Consider the following 17,693-nt stretch of genomic DNA (forward strand, 5'->3'; position numbering starts at 1 on the left):
TTAATTCTTATGTCAACATTAGCTGTTTCTCTTTAAACCATCATTTAAAAAATTAAACCAATTTCTACCAAGTATTTTATTACATTCATCTTCATGAAAACCTTGCTTTAGTAGTCCAGAGTAAATGTTTTTGAAACCTTTATTGTCTCTAAACCAAGAAGGGTTAGCTGGCCAGTCATTATTTGTTGATGAGCCTTCACCATAATCCATTTCTTTTGACCAGCGCCCATTGCGCATCCATTCTAATATATGAAGAGGCTGCTTTAAGCATAGATCACTACCAATACCCAAATGATCAACACCAACTAATTCAGTAGTATCAGCAATCATTTGACAGAAATTTTCAAGAGTACAGTCACTATTATTAGGTAAATGGAAGGGATATAAACTAAATCCAAACAACCCTCCACGTTTAGTTAGTGCTTTAATTACATCGTTTGATTTATTACGTAGAGCAGGTTTAGCGAAACTAGGATTAGCATGACTGATGCAAATTGCTCTAGAAGATTCATCTATGGCTTCTAATGTTGAGTGTTCAGCACTATGAGACATATCTATTATCATACCGACTCTATTCATTTCTTTAATAGCCTGTTTACCAAATCTTGTAAGCCCAGAGTCATTATTTTCGTAACAGCCAGTTGCAAGTAAACTTTGATTATTGTAAGTTAGCTGCATAATGAGCAAGCCCTGTTTCCGCATAACTTCAATCAAACCGATTTCATCATCGATTGGAGAGCAGTTTTGAGCACCAAAGAAAATCCCAACCTTATTAGTTTTTTTAGCGACTAGTACATCATCCATATTCATTACGGGCATAATCAAATCACTATAGAGCTCAAATTTTTTGTTCCATTCAGCAAATCTTGTGAGAGTCTGTCGAGCAGATTCATGATATACAAGAGTTACATGAACAGCAGTAATACCATTTACTTTTAGATTTAAGAAGTATTCCTTATCCCAGAAGCAATATTGTAAACCGTCAATAATTATATTATCGTTATACATAAGCATTACCTTTTATTAGTATGGACGTTGATAGGTCGTTTTAACTATAGTGTAAAATTCTTTTGCATATTGGCCTTGCTCTCTTGATCCAAAGCTAGATTCCTTTCTACCACCAAATGGTACGTGATAATCTGTGCCAGCTGTTGGTAAATTAACCATTACACAGCCAGTTTGAGCATGTCTTTTGAATAAAGAACTATTTTTGAGACTCTGAGTGATAATCCCTGAGGTTAAGCCAAATCTTGTTTGGTTAACAAGCTCTAATCCATGTTCAAAATCATCAGCTCTGATAATACATGCCATTGGAGCAAAAATTTCTTCTTGATTGATATCCCATTTATTATTTGTGTTAGTAAATAAAGTTGGAGCCATATAATAACCTTCGTGCTCTAAGTGTAACTGCTCACCTCCAATCAAAAGTTCTGCACCTAATGATTCTGCTCGCTTAACCCATTTTAGATTTGACTGTAGTTGTGAGTCACTAGCAACAGGGCCCATGAAAGCATCTTTGTCAAGAGAGTGTCTTACTTTAAGAGTCTTTATTTTTTGTATTAAAGCTTCAACGTACTGATCGTAAATCTTGTTTGAAACAATTAAACGAGAAGATGCTGTACATTTTTGACCAGTACCTGAATAAGAACCACTAATAGTTGCTTCAATAGCTGTTGAAATATTAGCATCATCTGCGATATAAAGTGCATTTTTACTACCCATTTCAAGTTGGCATTTAGCAAAGTTTTTTGATGTGGCTTCAGCAACTTTCTTACCAATATCGCTCGAACCTGTAAAACTGACAGCTTGGATTCTCTTGGAGTTTATAAGTTGGTTGCCAACATTAGATCCACTTCCTAGAATTAAGTTAAACGTCCCTGCTGGCAGATCTTGTTTATGTATTATTTCAGTTAAAATAACAGCACTTGCCGGAGTTAAGTTTGCAGGCTTCCATACTATACTGTTACCAAAAGCTAAAGCAGGGGCTATCTTCCATGCAGCTGTTGCTATTGGGAAATTCCATGGTGAAATTATAGCTACAGTACCAACAGCTTCTCTAGTTACTTCAATAGTTACATCATTTCTAACAGAATCAGCATAATCTCCTATTTGGCGTAAAACTTCAGCAGCAAAATACTGAAAAAACTGGCCTGAACGGTAAGTTTCTCCTATCCCCTCTGCTAATGTTTTACCTTCTTCTAGAGCTATAACTTTACCAATTTCATTACAGCGAGAAATTAATTCATCTCCGATAGCTTGTAGAACTCTTTGTTTATGCTCAAGGCTTGTTTTTTCCCATACAGGTTGAGCTGCGTTTGCTGCATCTATGGCTAATTCTACTTGATCAGATGAAGCTTGGGCAAAATCTCCAATATTTTGTTTAATATTTGAGGGATTTATATTTTTAATAGTATTTTGACCTTCATACCATTGCCCATTGATATAGATAGATTTTTCACTTTTTTGATGTAACATAATAATTCCTATTAGTTTTTGTTTTAATATTATTCTTGTGTTGTTGCAGCATAAACAACAAGTTCAACGAGCATTTCTTCTCTAGCAAGACCTGCAACGATTATGGCAGCTCTGTTTGGATAGGGTGCTCTAAAGTATTTGGCATATATATTATTGAAAGTTGAGAGGTACTTTCTATCTGTGACATATATTAGTACTTGTAAAACTGCATCAGTTGTTAAATTTGCCGATTCTAAAGTATCTTTTAGATTCTCCATAACTTGATAAGACTGTTTTTCAATTCCACCTTCAACTACAACACCATTTTCATTAATAGGGATTTGTGCAGTATATAAAACTTTATTGCTAGTTACAGCCCACTCCAAAGGAGCTTTAGATTGAAATAAATTTGTTTTTATAGGTTTTTTATAATTCATATTATTTTAGAAATTAAATAGTAATATAAAAATTTTAGAATTATATTTATGTTAAATCAATTCTATTATTTTTATCATTTGATAGATTTTTCTTATCTTCTGAGTGGTATAATATTAGGATTACTATCGTTGAGATTTATTATGATGATTAATTTAAAGTTATCGCAACTTAGATATTTTGTTTTAATTGTTGAGTCAGGAGGGTTTCGTGCAGCAGTTAAGAAAGCAAATAGATCACAAGCAGCATTATCTAGTTCTATCAAAGAATTAGAATTAATCATAGGACAAAAATTATTTGAGCCGAGTTATAAGGCTAAACTAACTTCTTTTGGCGAGGATATTCTGCCAAATATTAAACGTTTTTTGGGAAATTATTATGATTTTAATGCTGAGTTACAGAGTCTAGCAAATGGTGAGGTAGGGAAACTTAAGATTGGAAGCGTTCCATCTGTTGCAGCTAAGTTTATACCACAGATAATATCTGAGTTTGCACATGAATATCCAGAAGTTGAAATTGTTTTGATTGATCAAGATGCTAAAAAAGTAGAAGAAAAATTATTAACCGAAAAAGTTGATCTCTCCTTGGGAAATAAGTTACAAATAGAGAATGAAAATATAGGGTTTACTTATCTATTTTCTGATCCTGTAGGAGTTGTTTGTTCTGTTAAGAATCCTTTATCTAAAAATAAAAAAGGAGTAGGTTTAGATCAATTATTAAATTATCCATTTATTCGAAATGGTACCTGTGTATTATTAGAAGGGTCAGAAATTAACACTCTTGCTAAAAATGCGACCTATTCTGTAGAAAATATTACTGCTCTTTACTCTTTTTTAGAGCATAATATTGGTGTTACGACATTACCTAAGCTAGCCTTTTCAAATAAAAATACTGATTTAGTATGGTTGCCATTAAAATCTTCTAATATTTATAGAGATATTGGCTTGTCTTATTTAACTAATAAAACACTCCCACCAATAGTAAAAGCTTTTTATGATCTTTGTATAAAAAGTTCAGCTTCTTTTCCAGCTTCTAATAGTTTTTAGAGAGACACTAATATACGACGAGTGAGCAGACATTAACATTTCTCTACTGATTGTAAATACTATCAAAACATTTCTTTATAGTAGTATACACAACAGAAACCAAAATACAGTTTTCTATCTTTGCTAATAGTTTTGACTCTTTAAATTTTGGTAATAGCTCTAATTATTATCTGTAATCCAAAACTTTAAGCTTAAGTTGGATAGGCCTAGATAAGATAGAATAAGTAAAAAATATAAATTGTCCAATGTTAACTAAATAATGACAAATGATGCTAACTTCAATTTTTTTGGTTTTTATATATGCTAAACCATAAATAATGCTTGCAATAAAAGCAAGTATTGCAAAAAATATCCCAGCAAAAAGTATATGTATCAGAGCAAATATTGAAGATATTATTGAAACACTTACAATAGGGTTAGTATATGTTTGAACTTTTGTTTGAATAAATCCTCTCCAGAATATCTCTTCTGGAATGCAAGTAAATATTAAATTTACAAAAATAAAAATTAAAGTGTAGTTAGTTAGCTTAAAGTCGTATCTTATAAAACTAAATGTGTAGCTTATTGGTAATAATATTAATACTGCTATTAAGCCATATAAAAACCCTGATTTAAGAGTAGGGAGTATTTTGTTTAGTTTATTTAAAAGATTAATCTCTGATGAAAATAGTAGTATAAGATATGTAAGTACTAAAGAGTTATAATTTAAATATAACGTAAAAGTGATCGCATCTAATGAAATATGTGTCTTTTTGATAATACATATATTGTTGAAGCCAGGCAGTATATGTATATAGTTAAGTAATAAAAAGATAGTAGTTATGATAAATAAAATGACAGTAGCTATTTTTTGACTCTTATGTCTGAAGTTTAAGTAAATAAGTATTGCGGATAGGGCAATTATTAAGGTTCCCGTATAATTTATTATTCCACTAATAATAGCTAATACTAATGAGAGACAGAATAATATTTCTCCAATTTTTTTATATTTTTTGAACCACAAAGTAGCTAGAGAGAAGCCTATTAGTATATATGTAAAGTAGATAATAAAAATATTCATTTATTAAGAGGTAACTTTTTCAAGGAGCTCAACTATATCAGTATTACTATTAGTTTTGGCATCATCAATAGGTTTTTTACTTCGTTTATCTTTAGAGTTAATATCAGCGCCTTTATTAATAAGGTATTTCACAACATTAAGATGACCTTCAGCAGCAGCTAGGTGTAGGGCTGTTCTTTTATCATAATCTCCTTTATTTATATCTGTTCCTAAGGCGATAACTCTTTTGATCTCTGATATATCTCCAGTACTGGCTGCCCAAATTAGCTCAAATGTTAGGTTTGACCCTGCAATCATGCGATTTTCTACTGGGTTGATCTTATTACTACAATCTAAATGATCATAGTTGTGAAAACTAAATTTATTAACCAGTCTTTTACTAAACTCAACTCCTCTAGCAGAGTTATGATTAGAGTCTAGTCTAGGTGAGAATATAGCAAAACCTCCGACATTAGGTATAGCTATAACTAAGGCTCCAGAAACTCCTGATTTAGCAGGTAATCCAACTGAGAAAGCATACTCTCCAGAGAAATCATACATACCACATGAATACATCATTGATAGGCAGTTACGAACAGTAATTGGAGAGAATACTTTTTTGTTAGTTAATGGACATATGCCTCCATTTGCGATTGAAGCCATTATCTTTGCCATTTTTTTTGCATTAACTTGTATTGAACATGTCTGAAAATAAAAATCTAAAGCTGTATGAATATTAGCATCTTTAGGAAAAGCTCCAACTTCTTTCATATAGTGTGCCAGAGCATAGTTTCTATCTGCAGTTTCTTTTTCAGAATGATATGTTGCATTATCAAAGCTAATTGATTCTCCACCAGCAAGATCTTTCCAAACTTGGGTGATGTATTCGAATCTATTGGCAAGATTCCACTCAGGCTTTATTAGTGAACAAGTCATAATAGCGCCAGAGTTAATCATAGGGTTGTGAGGAAGATTATGTTTATTTAGAGCTATTGCATTAAAAGTTATTCCACTTGGCTCTCTACCTACATGCTTATGAACTTTTTCTTCACCATTTAGTTCAGTTGCTATACCGTAGGTTATTGCTTTTGCAGTTGACTGTACACAGTAAGGGTGGAGGTAGTCTCCTAGAGTAATCATCTGTCCATCAACACTACAAAAAGCTACAGCAAAAAGGTCTGGGTCAACTCTTGCTAGTTGAGGTATGTAATTAGCATTTTGACCAGATTCATTTTTCTTGATTTCATCATATATTTCGATAATTTCTTTTTTGAAATCCTTAAAATCAGAAATTATAAATCCTTTATTGATGGATTTTTCAATAAGACTAATACTATCACAACTGAAGTCCAAGAAAGTTTCAAAATTAATTTTATCAATACGTGAAAATTTATTTAGTTTTACTATAAGTTTACTAATCCGAGGATCATCCGTAACTATACCAGATTCACGTAAAGCATCTAAAACATCATTTTTAGTAATAAATCCATCTTTATCACAAATAGCATCAAAAATATTTTTGCAGTAATCTTCACTAATTGAGTAACTTGTCATTATTAAGCCTCTCTATTTGTATAATTATTTAAAGAGTAGTAATTGTGTGTATTCTACAGAAAAAAATGGTCTTAATACAGATAGATGAGATTTGTTTAGAAAAATATTAATTAATAGTAGCTGTTGCAAGAGCTATAGCTACTAAATATGGATCAGAGTTTGCACCAGGCCTTCTATCTTCAAAGTATCCATAACCTTTTAATGCAACAGGTCGTGGTATTCTAATAGAGCACCCTCTGTCAGCATCGCCAACTTTAAATGTATCAATATCACATGTTTCATACTCACCGGTTAATCTTTCATGAAGGTCAAAGCCATAGTTTAGAATATCCTTGGTATGATTCTTTTCTAAATTTTTAACTATATCTGAAATTGCTTGTTTACCTTGTTGAGGATCTCTAGTTTTTTTGGTAGAGAAGTTAGTGTGTAAGCCAGCGCCATTCCAATCACCTTTAATAGGCTTATTATCAAAAGAGATAGTTATGTCATATTCTTCACCTAGCCTTTCTAGTAGCCATCTAGCAATATGAGTATGATCAGATACGTTTAATATACCAGCATCTTCTCCTTCAATACCTCTATAACCTATTTGGAATTCCCATTGGCCAGGCATTACTTCAGCATTGATCCCATAGAATAAAATTCCAGCATCTAAGCAAGCTTGCATATGAGTCTCTACTAAGTCACGTCCAAAAGTCTTACTTGCTCCTGCACTGCAATAGTATGGGCCTTGAGGGCCAGGGAAGCCATCAGTAGGCCATCCTAGTGGACGATTATCTTTAAACATAGTGTATTCTTGCTCGAATCCTGCCCACATTTCATGGCTTTCGCCAGCATTATTCAAAATCTCTCTTAATTTCGCTCTATTGTTTGTTTTGTGAGGAGTTTTCCCATCTGGATTATAAACCTCACATAAAACGATATAACCACATTCTCTTAAAGGGTCAATTACAAAATTGACTGGTTTGATTATACAATCAGAATCGCTACCTGTAGCCTGGTTTGTAGAGGAGCCATCAAAGCTCCATTCAGGGAAGTCCTGAGCATTAGCAATCTCTTTAAAAGGTAATACTCTTGCTTTTGATCTAAGTTCAGGTACTGGATCTGTACCATCAATCCAGATATATTCCGCGGTTATTATTTTCATTTTTACTCTAGCTTCCTTAACTTTCATTGGCTCAACAATATAAATGATAGCAAGTGTCTAAAAAAAGTAAATAATAAACTATAGTAACTTTATAAAAAAATCATAAGTTTTGATAAAATTCAACCCTGAACTAACTAAATAATTGAAAAATTATTTCATTCAACTGCAATCGGATATTTGATTTTTTAGCTCCCTTTATGGATAAGTCAGTATCAAGACACATTTCCAAACATTGTGATATTATGTTTGAATCAATTCTATTTGCCAAGCTTGTATAAAATTTTTGTTTTGATTGCCAGATATTATTATCTTTAAATATTTTCTGATGATATGTTATTTGAGTGTTTTTTAGTTGTGAAAGAATTCTTAGCTCTTTTTTTAGACACCATAATATTAAAGGAGGCTTATCATTTTCATTTAGAATATTGTTCAAAATCTTTAAAGCTTTAGTTCTTTGTTGTTTAAGGATAGCTTCAGAAAGATCAAATACATCATAGTTTGCATGTTCATAAAGAAAAGGACGTACTGTATTCTCATCAAAAAAAGGAGTGTTCTGTCTAGACAGAAGTTTTAGTATTTGCTTTGTAGCAATAAGGTTGCCTTCTGTTTTTTGTGTTAAGAGTTCTACCGCTTGTCTAGTAATGTTAATGTTTAGATTTGCTACTTCGTTATCTATTATATTTATAGCATTGGTGAAGTTTGGTTGATATATTTTCACGTGTATGGCTTTGTTTGTAAGGCTTTGAAACCATTTTGCGGAGGTGTTTTGTTTTTTCATACCACTAAAAACAAGTAGGTAAACATTTTCATCATCTCTTAATAGGTTTTCAGTTAGACCATACTGAAGGTTTTTTTGTGGAGGTTTTTCAAAGTTAAATTGAATAAATTTATCCATTGAAAATAGACTTAGACTATTTGTTTCATTATATAATACATCTAAGTTTTGTTCAGTTAAGTCATGATAAGAGATTTCAAACTCTTTTTGTTTAAATTGCTTGGTTATTTTTTCAATAATATTATGTTTTTGTAGAGGCTCATCTCCAGTTATAATAAATAGCTTGTAATCTGTAAGATCATTTCTTTTTAGAAAATCAAAGTAACTTAGTTCCATAATATTAAAAAAATTTAACTATTCTTATAACGAATATTTAGTTTACTATATTGTATACCTATTAGAAATTTAAAAAAGAGATTTAAATATGAAAAAGCTATTCGTGATATTAGTAAGTGTATTTGTGATATTGCTTTCTGGATGTGTAACAAAGCCTGATGGTATTGAGCCTGTAAAGAACTTTCAAGCAGGTAAATATTTAGGTAAATGGTATGAAATAGCACGTTTTGATAATAGTTTTGAAAAAGGTATGACAAATGTTTATGCACAATATAGTTTAAATCCTAATGGTTCTATAAAAGTGGTAAATAGTGGAATCACCCCTTCTACAGGTAAAAGAAGCTATGCAAAGGGTGTCGCAAAATTTGTTGAAAATAAAAATACTGCATATTTAAAAGTTTCATTCTTTAGACCGTTCTATGGTGCATATGTTGTATTTAAGTTAGATGATAATTATAAGTATGCTTATGTTGCTGGCGATAATAAGAATTATTTATGGCTACTTTCTAGAACTAAAATAGTTCCTAAAAATGTAAAGCAAGATTTTGTTAAAAAAGCAAAAGAACTTGGATATAATACTAGTAAGCTAGTGTGGGTTAAACAATAATTTTTTATTTAAATTTTTTTAAAAAAATGTAAAATATACATACATTTTTTCTACCTTAAAAGTATTAGTGTCTCAATCTTATAAGTTTAATAAATTCGATCTAAGCTGGCTTGTTGTTAGTATAGGAATGGCTGTAGGGGCTGGTATTGTTCTTGTTCCTGTAAGTGTAGGTGTTGTTGGTTTTGCTGTTTTTGCGATATCAATATTGATAGCTTACCCTGGGATATATCTTTTTCAAAAGCTTTATATTCAAACATTATTTGAATCAAAACACCCTAAAGATTATAAAGAAGTTGTCGCTGAACTATTAGGAAGTAAGTGGTCAGCTTTCTTAGGGGCTTTGTACTTATTTATGATGATAATATGGACAGTGATATATGCTGAAGTTGTTACAAAGTCTTTGGCATCATACTTGTATATGTTTAAGCTAACTACAAATCCGCACCTTGAGCAAAGTGCTTTATATAGTGCTATCTTGATGATTATTTTGATATTTTTAGGAATGAAAAGCCAAAAGGTTTTTGTAAGAATATCTACATTTTTAGTAACTATACTGATAGTAGCTATTATTATCGTATCTTTTTGTTTAATACCATTATGGTCGGTTAATAATCTTTTGATACTACCTCATAATAGTGGCGAGTTTGTGGCTAAAAGTATTATAATGCTGCCATTCTCCTTAACATCAATCTTATTTATTCAATCGCTAAGTCCTATGGTTATTGGCTATAGATCTCACTATTCTGACCTGGATAAGAATTTTGTCTTAAATAAAACTCTTATAACTATGAGTATAGCATTTGGTATTTTGGTTATAATTATAGGTTTCTATGTGTTATCTTTTTCGCTAGTCATTCCAAAGACTCAAGCATTGCAGGCAACAGCAAATAATCAGTCAGCTTTTATATTGCTGGAGAAGAATGGAGTATCAAATAATATATTATATATTTGTGGAATTATTATCAGCTTATGTGCTATCTTGACATCTTTTTTAAGTATCTTAGCAGGCATGGAGGAATCTTTAAGGGGAATTTTAAGAGATAAGCTTAGGAAAAATGGTTTAGCTATTGAAGGAAAAGGTTTATTCAGTCTCAATACTATAGTAGTAGTCATAATTTTCTTATTAACATGGCTTTCGATAGTTTTTAATGCACCAATATATAAACTAGTACCTTTATCTGGGCCTATATTTGGTATATTGGGATGCTTAGTTCCTGCGTATATAGTTTTTAAAACATCAAGCTTAAAGAAGTATCGTACTAAAAGTATTTATTTTATTATTTTTATAGGTGTCGTTTTAGTTATATCTCCACTGTTGACATCAGCATTGTCGTAGAGTAGAAAAACTATATTAAATCTAAATTCAGAAAATAATAGAAGAATATGAAGTGATCATACCCTCCTATTTGGGACACTTAGGTGTTAAGAAAAGGAGACAAGATGAGATATACAAAAGAGTTTAAAGATGAAGCTGTTAAATTATGTTTACAACCAGATGCAAATAGACGATAAATAGCAGATAATTTAGGGGTTAAATATAAAACCATTTGCAGTTGGATATCCAAAGCCATGTCAAACCCTCAGAAAGAAATAAAGATAGATTATAAAACGCAGTACCAGCAACTATCTTTTGAAAATACTGATTTGAAGAAAAAACTCAAACAGGCAGAAACAGAGCGTGAAATACTAAAAAAGTCAGCAGCGTACTTTGCAAAGCAAAATCTGTAAGGTACGCCTTTATTAAGGAGCATTATAAAGTTATGCCAGTAACAACACTATGTAAATCTTTGAATGTGAGCACATCTTCATATTACAGATGGATTCATAAACCTATAGGTAAAAGGCAATATAATGATGCTGAACTAGATGATGCTATTTTAATGAACATAAATCTAGATATGGAAGTGTTAGGATATACAAAGAGCTTAAAGATATGGGTTGGAAAGTTACTCAACCTAGAGTATCTAAACGTATGAAATTACTTGGCTTACATGCTAAAGCGGCTCGTAAGCATAAGAAAACTACAGATTCTAACCACAACAAATATGTTTCTGATAATTTATTAGAACAAAACTTCACTGCTTTATCTGTAAATCATAGGTGGGTTACAGATATAACTTATGTACCTACACAAGAGGGGTGGCTGTATCTTTGTGTGATTATAGATTTATTCTCAAGATCAGTTATTGGTTGGGCAATGGATTCTAGGATGAAAGCGGATTTAGTTTGTAATGCTTTAAATATGGCATTATTTAGAAGAAATTTTCCTAGTGGTGTGATTATACACTCTGATAAATGGTCACAGTACTGTAGCAAACAATATCAAGACATTATTAAAGAACACTGGCTACTATCAAGTATGAGCTCTAAAGGATGCTGTTACGATAATACTGCTTGTGAAAGTTTCTTTGGAACTTTAAAAGTAGAGTTAGTACATGATGAAAGCTATAAAACTAGAGAAGAAGCTAAACTATCAATATTTGAATATATTGAAGCTTACTATAATACAAAAAGGAGACATTCTACAATAAATTATATGACTCCATATCAATTTGAATATATAATGGAAAATGAAATAGTAAACTGTCCCAAATTGACGGGGTAGATCAAAGTTATAAAGAGTTAATTAATGTCTAAAATGTCTCATTCCTGTGAATACCATAGTTATACCAGCTTTGTTAGCAGCATCAATAACTTCTTGATCATTTTTCGACCCACCTGGTTGAATTACTGCAGTCGTGCCAGCTTTGATACATTCTTCTAAGCCATCAGCAAAAGGGAAGAAAGCATCAGATGCAACAACAGAGTTTTTAGCGCTTTCATGAGCTTGAGCTTTTTCAGCACCAATTCTAGCAGAATCTACACGAGACATTTGTCCAGCACCTATACCAACTGTTTGAATATCTCTAGCATACACAATGGCATTTGATTTAACATATTTAACAGCTTTCCAAGCAAACATTAAATCAGCCCACTCTTTGTCAGTAGGTATTCTATCTGTAACAACTTTGCAGTCTTTTATCTCAACACCACCATTATCATATGATTGAGATAATATTCCACCATGGATGTTTTTGCTTATCATACGTGATGATTTTGTATCAAAAACTTTGCCTGTTTCTAGTACACGTAAGTTTTTCTTAGCAGCTAAAATTTCTAAAGCTTCTTGAGTAAAGCCTGGAGCTATTATAACTTCTAAGAACATCTTTCCTAAAGATTCAGCCCATTCTTTGTTAACTTCACAGTTAAAAGCGACAATACCACCAAATGCTGAAATTGGATCACAAGCTAAAGCTTTTTTCCAGGCTTCGTAAGCATTTTCACCAGAGGCTATACCGCAGGGGTTGGCATGTTTGATAATTGCACAAGATGGTTCAGAATATTCACAAACTATTTCAAACGCACCATCAGCATCATTTAAATTATTGTATGATAGTTCTTTACCTTGTAGTTGTTTAGCATTTGTGATGCTTATACAATCTGTATTTGTTGAATAGACTGATGCTTTCTGGTGTGGATTTTCACCATATCTTAGAACTTGCTTAAGAGTTCCTACTGAAAAAAGTTTTTCTGGATACTCTTCGTCTAATTCTCTGCTAAACCAATTTGCAATATGGCTATCATATTCTGCTGTATGAGCAAAAGCTTCTTTGGCAAATTTCTTACGTGTTTTTAGGGTTGTTTGACCGTCATTTTGCGCCATTTCTTTTGTTACTGCTTCATATTGAGTAGGGTTTGTGACTATCGTTGTATGTTTATGGTTCTTTGCACATGAGCGAACCATTGATGGCCCACCTATATCAATATTTTCAATACATGTATCAAAACCAGCTCCAAATTTAACAGTATTAACAAAAGGGTATAAATTAACAACAACCATATCTATTTGGCCAATACTATTCTCTTGCATTGCTTGAAGGTGTTCGAAGTTGTCTCTATCAGCTAAGATACCACCGTGGATAAGAGGATGAAGTGTTTTAACACGGCCATTCATTATCTCTGGAAAATGAGTGTGCTCAGATACATCCTTGACGGCTAAACCAGCTTCTTTTAAGATTTTAGATGTTCCTCCTGTTGAAAGAATTTCTATGTTGTATTTAGCTAATTCTTTGGCAAAATCGACAACACCTGTTTTATCTGAAACAGATATTAGAACTCTTTTTATTTTTGACATATTTACCTCTTGTTTTAAAGTAGTGTTAATGTGTTATATAATTTATCAAATAGGATTATATGGGGCTGCTTAAATTTAATTTTCTCATATTAAAAATAGTGAAAGATATAGCTGATAACGATAAGAATGAAAATAAGAATAAGAGTAAGAGTAAGAGTAAGAGTAAGAGTAAGAGTAAGAGTAAGAGTAGTAATTCACTGTAGTAGCCACTGTTGACAGTCGCGTTTGTTTTCTCCAATATTACGGCTGAGTAGTCGGCTTCAATATTTTTGACATATCCAAATAGTATTTGTGTAACATAGCCGCCCAATACAATGAAGGTATTGTTAAGAGCCATCGCTCTTCCTATCATATTGTTATCAACTAAATAGGTGATTAACGCGAAACCTAGGACGATACCAGATGCCGATAAGCCTACAGCAATGCAAAATATATCTAATTGAAAATCATTGAATAGCGCCGGAAAACTCATTATAGCATAACTAGCAAAACCTAGGAATGATAAAAGTACTAGAATCTTTTTTATTGTATTAATCTTCTTCATAAAAAGGCTTATAAATAAAGAGAAAAACAGGAAGCTAAACCAATATACCTCTGACAGTTTGAATGCTTCATTTAGTAAGTAGCTATGCATTTTGCTGAAATAGTTATAAGACCAGAAGCCAGCAAATCCCATAAGTATACCCCAACAAAAAAACGAATATATAAATATTCCTAATAGTAGTTTATTTCCCATAAGGTTTTTAATTGAGTGTAAAACCTCCAGAAAATTAAAATGATCAGGTGAGGTCTTTTTATTAGAAGGTATCTTTTTTAGAAAAAATACAGATAACACTAAAATTAAAAAAGTTATTATTATAATGATGGCATTAGAAATGTTCCATCCAAATAGTTTGATAACAGATGAATATATTTCTTCAGCTAAGATTGCTCCAATTGTAGAAAAAACTTCTATTAAAGCAATGCAAAGAGGTAAAAATCTTGGACTAAAAAACCTCGCAGCAATAAAAGCGGCTCCTAGATATGCTATCGAACATCCTATACCAATAATAAGGCGACTGACACCAATAAGAAAAATATTTGGAGAGAAGCAATATAGAATATTTCCAATGAGTGTTATGAGGATTCCTATTATCAGGATTTTTTTTATTCCAAATCTGTCTAGAATTATACCGTTAGGTATCTGTAAGATAGCATAGGAAATAAAATATAGGGAGGTTAAGCTAGCAAATGTTGAACTATCAATAGAAAAAGTATGTTTGGTGTAGTCAAATATTGACATAGGAACGACTTGTAAAAAAACAGAAAGACCTGTAAATAAGCAGGCAATTATAAAAAGATATACATATTTATATTGATTTGAATAAGATTTATCCATCATGAGGTACATTAAAGACTAAAAAATTAATACACTAGGTTTTAGTATATCTCAAAAAAAATATTTTTGGGATATCTTCAAAGAATTATTTGAGGTTTAAGGTAACCAATTTTACTAGCAAAATTGTCGCTAATATATTACCATGCTATGTATCTAAACTTTAATCTCAGAATATTCAGTTTTAATATGTCAAAAATTGTAATTGTTGGTGCTCAATGGGGCGATGAAGGTAAAGGTAAAATAGCGGATACATTAGCAGAGAAATCAGATTTAGTTGTACGCTATCAAGGTGGTAATAATGCTGGTCATACACTAGTTGTAGATGGTAAGAAAACTTTCTTGCATCTTATTCCATCTGGTGTTTTACATAAGCATACAAAATGTGTAATTGGCCATGGTGTAGTACTAGACCCTGTGGCTCTTGATAGTGAGATTATACGTTTGCAAGAAACTGGTATAAGTATTTCAGCAGATAATCTTTTTGTTTCGGAATCTTGTACAGTTATCACCTCTTATCATAAGCTACTAGATGCTGTCAGAGAGAATAGTAATACTGAAAAAATAGGTACAACTGGAAAAGGTATTGGTCCAGCGTATGAAGACAAGGTATCTCGTAAGGCAATTAAGTTTAAGCATCTATTTGATAAAGATCTATTAAGATCAAGATTAGAAATATCTTTAGCTGAAAAAGAGACATTATTTAGAGATTTATATAACGTTGAATATCCATCAATTGAAGAAGAATTTGACAGGCTTTATTCTTTAGGCCAAAAACTCAAACAATATGCAAAAGACACTTTTTCGATTATAGATTCAGCTATTTCAGAAGGTAAAAATATAGTTTATGAGGGTGCCCAGGGTGTACTTTTGGATGTTGATTATGGAACATATCCTTTTGTAACATCATCAAATACTTCTGTTGCAGGCGTTTACTCTGGAGCTACAACTGCAGGTAGTGATTTAGATCATGTGATTGGAATTACAAAAGCCTATACAACAAGAGTTGGTGAAGGACCTTTCCCTACAGAGCTTTTTGACAATGTGGGAGATTTTATTCAAAAGAAAGGTGGTGAAATAGGTGTAACTACTGGTAGAACTCGCCGTTGTGGTTGGTTAGATTTACCATTGTTAAAGTATTCAGCAAAGTGCTCAAATTTGACATCTGTTGCTTTAACAAAAGTTGATGTATTATCAGATATGGATATTTTAAAGATTTGTATTGGTTATAAATATGAAGGTAAAGAAATATATTGTGCATATCCTGGTATAGATTTATACAAAGTTGAGCCAATACTAGTTGATTTAGAGCCTTTCTCTATTGATAAAATAGTCACTAAAGATAATATGTCTAATGCTCTTGTAACATATTTACGAACTATAGAAAATCATATAGGTATTCCTATTTCTTCACTAGCATATGGTCCATCTAGAGAACAAATTTTATTCTTTGAAGACTATTTCAAAAAGGATTAATTATGAGCTATTCTGCAGAAAATACTGATGTTTATATAACACCTCAACAGCTTGAAGATGCTATTACTAAATTAGCTGAAGAAATTAATCAAGATTACTCAGGTCAAGAAGTTACTCTTGTATGTGTTTTAAAAGGATCTTTTATGTTCTTTGCTGATCTTGCAAGAAAGCTAAGAGTTGATCTAAGAACGCAGTTTATTACAGCATCATCTTATGGTTCAGGGATAACTAGCACTGGAAAAGTAACTTTGACAGAAACATCTCTCAAAGAAGAGTTTGTTAAAGACAAAAACATTATAATAGTTGAAGATATAGTTGATACTGGACATACTTACCATAAGCTAATAGATGGTATAAATAAGTATAGTCCTAAAACTTTGAAGTTTGCTACGTTACTCTTTAAGCCAGCAAGGTTAGAAAGAGAAGTAAATCTTGACTATATTTGCTTTGAGATAGAAGATAAATTTATAGTTGGATATGGCTTAGATTTTGATGAAAAATATCGTGAACTTCCTTATATAGGACTTATTAAATAAATTTCTTAAATTTTAGAATGGGTATCCACTCACAAAAGCATCTCTAAGAAAGTCTTCGGCTAATTTCCAAGCTCTTTTATTTGATGTAGCATTAAAAACTGTACCGGACTCAAGATCATTAGCACTTGGGTTTGTGAATGCATGATAGGTATTACCAAAGCTGTGTAATTGCCAGTCGGCTTTACGCTTATCCATCTCTTGTTGAAATTTGTTAACTTGCTCAGGGGTTATCATAGGGTCATTATAACCATGTAACACTAATATTTTGGTGTCGATATTTTGTTCTTTGCTTATCGTTGATTCAAGTAAGCCATGAAAACTAATAGCTGCTTTTAATTGCATGTTAGATCTTGCCATGTCCAACACACATCTACCACCAAAGCAAAAACCGATTGCTGAGATATTTGACTTATCTACTCTAGGTATTTTTTTCACGACACTGTAGGCTGTTCTAAGTCTTGTCATAAGAGCATGCTTATCTTCTAATAAAGAATTCATTAAGGCGGCATTCTCTTCTTTTGATGAGCCTACTTTAGCATCTCCATAAATATCTAAGGCAAAACTAAAGTAGCCTTTTTTCGCCATAGCAATTGCTTTATCACAAGCAAATTTATCTCTACCCGCCCATGTTGGAGCTATTAATATTGTAGGTAAGTGTGACCCTTTGTCAGGGTACGCACAGAAACCTTTTAATAGTATACCATCTCCACTATATTCAATTTCTTTTGTTATTATCATT

The 17,693-nt window shown here is 31.9% G+C and carries 18 protein-coding genes; 8 read left to right on the forward strand and 10 right to left on the reverse strand.

What is annotated here, in order from left to right; translation table 11 throughout:
• Positions 1-18: 18 nt before the first annotated feature.
• From CDV26_RS01640 to CDV26_RS01650, 3 genes are read right to left on the reverse strand one after another with little or no spacing between them, the layout of a single operon-like run.
• A complete protein-coding gene (locus CDV26_RS01640; protein WP_088771813.1) occupies positions 19-1,008 on the reverse strand; it encodes a membrane dipeptidase in 990 nt (329 codons plus the stop codon).
• A gap of 15 nt (positions 1,009-1,023) precedes the next feature.
• Positions 1,024-2,475, reverse strand: a complete 1,452-nt coding sequence (locus CDV26_RS01645; protein WP_088771814.1) for an aldehyde dehydrogenase family protein — start codon at positions 2,473-2,475, stop codon at positions 1,024-1,026.
• 29 nt (positions 2,476-2,504) lie between these two features.
• Positions 2,505-2,891, reverse strand: a complete 387-nt coding sequence (locus tag CDV26_RS01650) for a RidA family protein (protein WP_088771815.1) — start codon at positions 2,889-2,891, stop codon at positions 2,505-2,507.
• A 144-nt stretch (positions 2,892-3,035) separates the two neighbouring features.
• Between CDV26_RS01650 and CDV26_RS01655 the strand changes: the two genes are divergently transcribed.
• A complete protein-coding gene (locus CDV26_RS01655) occupies positions 3,036-3,935 on the forward strand; it encodes a LysR family transcriptional regulator (RefSeq protein WP_211276376.1) in 900 nt (299 codons plus the stop codon).
• A 166-nt stretch (positions 3,936-4,101) separates the two neighbouring features.
• Here the strand turns inward: CDV26_RS01655 and CDV26_RS01660 are convergent, their stop codons facing one another.
• The 4 genes from CDV26_RS01660 to holA form a co-directional block, all read right to left on the reverse strand.
• Positions 4,102-4,995: a CPBP family intramembrane glutamic endopeptidase gene (locus tag CDV26_RS01660; RefSeq protein WP_088771816.1), complete on the reverse strand. Its 894-nt coding sequence runs from the start codon at positions 4,993-4,995 to the stop codon at positions 4,102-4,104.
• A 3-nt stretch (positions 4,996-4,998) separates the two neighbouring features.
• The gene (gene glsA / locus CDV26_RS01665) at positions 4,999-6,528 is read right to left on the reverse strand and encodes a glutaminase A (protein WP_088771817.1); all 1,530 of its coding nucleotides are present in this window, start codon (positions 6,526-6,528) and stop codon (positions 4,999-5,001) included.
• 106 nt (positions 6,529-6,634) lie between these two features.
• Positions 6,635-7,675: a glutamine synthetase beta-grasp domain-containing protein gene (locus CDV26_RS01670; RefSeq protein ID WP_088773425.1), complete on the reverse strand. Its 1,041-nt coding sequence runs from the start codon at positions 7,673-7,675 to the stop codon at positions 6,635-6,637.
• Positions 7,676-7,805: 130 nt separating this feature from the next.
• Positions 7,806-8,786, reverse strand: a complete 981-nt coding sequence (holA, locus tag CDV26_RS01675) for a DNA polymerase III subunit delta (protein ID WP_088771818.1) — start codon at positions 8,784-8,786, stop codon at positions 7,806-7,808.
• An 88-nt stretch (positions 8,787-8,874) separates the two neighbouring features.
• Between holA and CDV26_RS01680 the strand changes: the two genes are divergently transcribed.
• The 5 genes from CDV26_RS01680 to CDV26_RS01695 all read left to right on the forward strand — a co-directional run bounded on the left by CDV26_RS01680 (position 8,875) and on the right by CDV26_RS01695 (position 11,998).
• Positions 8,875-9,393 carry a lipocalin family protein gene (locus tag CDV26_RS01680; protein WP_088771819.1) on the forward strand — a complete coding sequence of 173 codons (519 nt, stop codon included), beginning with the start codon at positions 8,875-8,877 and terminating at the stop codon, positions 9,391-9,393.
• 127 nt (positions 9,394-9,520) lie between these two features.
• Entirely contained in the window at positions 9,521-10,729 is a 1,209-nt protein-coding gene (locus CDV26_RS01685; RefSeq protein ID WP_088773426.1) for an aromatic amino acid transport family protein, read from the forward strand.
• 233 nt (positions 10,730-10,962) lie between these two features.
• Positions 10,963-11,121, forward strand: a complete 159-nt coding sequence (locus CDV26_RS11835) for a hypothetical protein (RefSeq protein WP_157671347.1) — start codon at positions 10,963-10,965, stop codon at positions 11,119-11,121.
• Between the two features lie 32 nt (positions 11,122-11,153).
• Positions 11,154-11,369, forward strand: a complete 216-nt coding sequence (locus tag CDV26_RS01690; protein ID WP_088771820.1) for a hypothetical protein — start codon at positions 11,154-11,156, stop codon at positions 11,367-11,369.
• Complete coding sequence (locus CDV26_RS01695) at positions 11,327-11,998, forward strand: IS3 family transposase (RefSeq protein WP_088773427.1); 672 nt, start codon at positions 11,327-11,329, stop codon at positions 11,996-11,998. Before CDV26_RS01690 ends, CDV26_RS01695 begins: the two co-directional genes overlap by 43 nt.
• Before the next feature lie 21 nt (positions 11,999-12,019).
• Here the strand turns inward: CDV26_RS01695 and purH are convergent, their stop codons facing one another.
• Positions 12,020-13,567 (reverse strand): bifunctional phosphoribosylaminoimidazolecarboxamide formyltransferase/IMP cyclohydrolase, encoded by a 1,548-nt coding sequence (purH, locus tag CDV26_RS01700; RefSeq protein WP_088771821.1) that lies wholly within the window; start codon positions 13,565-13,567, stop codon positions 12,020-12,022.
• Between the two features lie 55 nt (positions 13,568-13,622).
• Complete coding sequence (locus CDV26_RS01705; protein WP_169709698.1) at positions 13,623-14,945, reverse strand: MFS transporter; 1,323 nt, start codon at positions 14,943-14,945, stop codon at positions 13,623-13,625.
• Between the two features lie 186 nt (positions 14,946-15,131).
• Between CDV26_RS01705 and CDV26_RS01710 the strand changes: the two genes are divergently transcribed.
• Both CDV26_RS01710 and hpt read left to right on the forward strand, forming a co-directional pair.
• Complete coding sequence (locus CDV26_RS01710; protein WP_088771823.1) at positions 15,132-16,418, forward strand: adenylosuccinate synthase; 1,287 nt, start codon at positions 15,132-15,134, stop codon at positions 16,416-16,418.
• Between the two features lie 2 nt (positions 16,419-16,420).
• On the forward strand, positions 16,421-16,954 hold the full coding sequence (hpt, locus tag CDV26_RS01715) for a hypoxanthine phosphoribosyltransferase (protein WP_088771824.1): 534 nt from the start codon (positions 16,421-16,423) through the stop codon (positions 16,952-16,954).
• A 12-nt stretch (positions 16,955-16,966) separates the two neighbouring features.
• On the opposite strand, the gene CDV26_RS01720 is transcribed toward hpt, so the two are convergent.
• Positions 16,967-17,692, reverse strand: a complete 726-nt coding sequence (locus CDV26_RS01720) for a dienelactone hydrolase family protein (RefSeq protein WP_088771825.1) — start codon at positions 17,690-17,692, stop codon at positions 16,967-16,969.
• Position 17,693: the final 1 nt, after the last annotated feature.

Source organism: Francisella halioticida, assembly GCF_002211785.1.
GTDB lineage: Bacteria > Pseudomonadota > Gammaproteobacteria > Francisellales > Francisellaceae > Francisella > Francisella halioticida.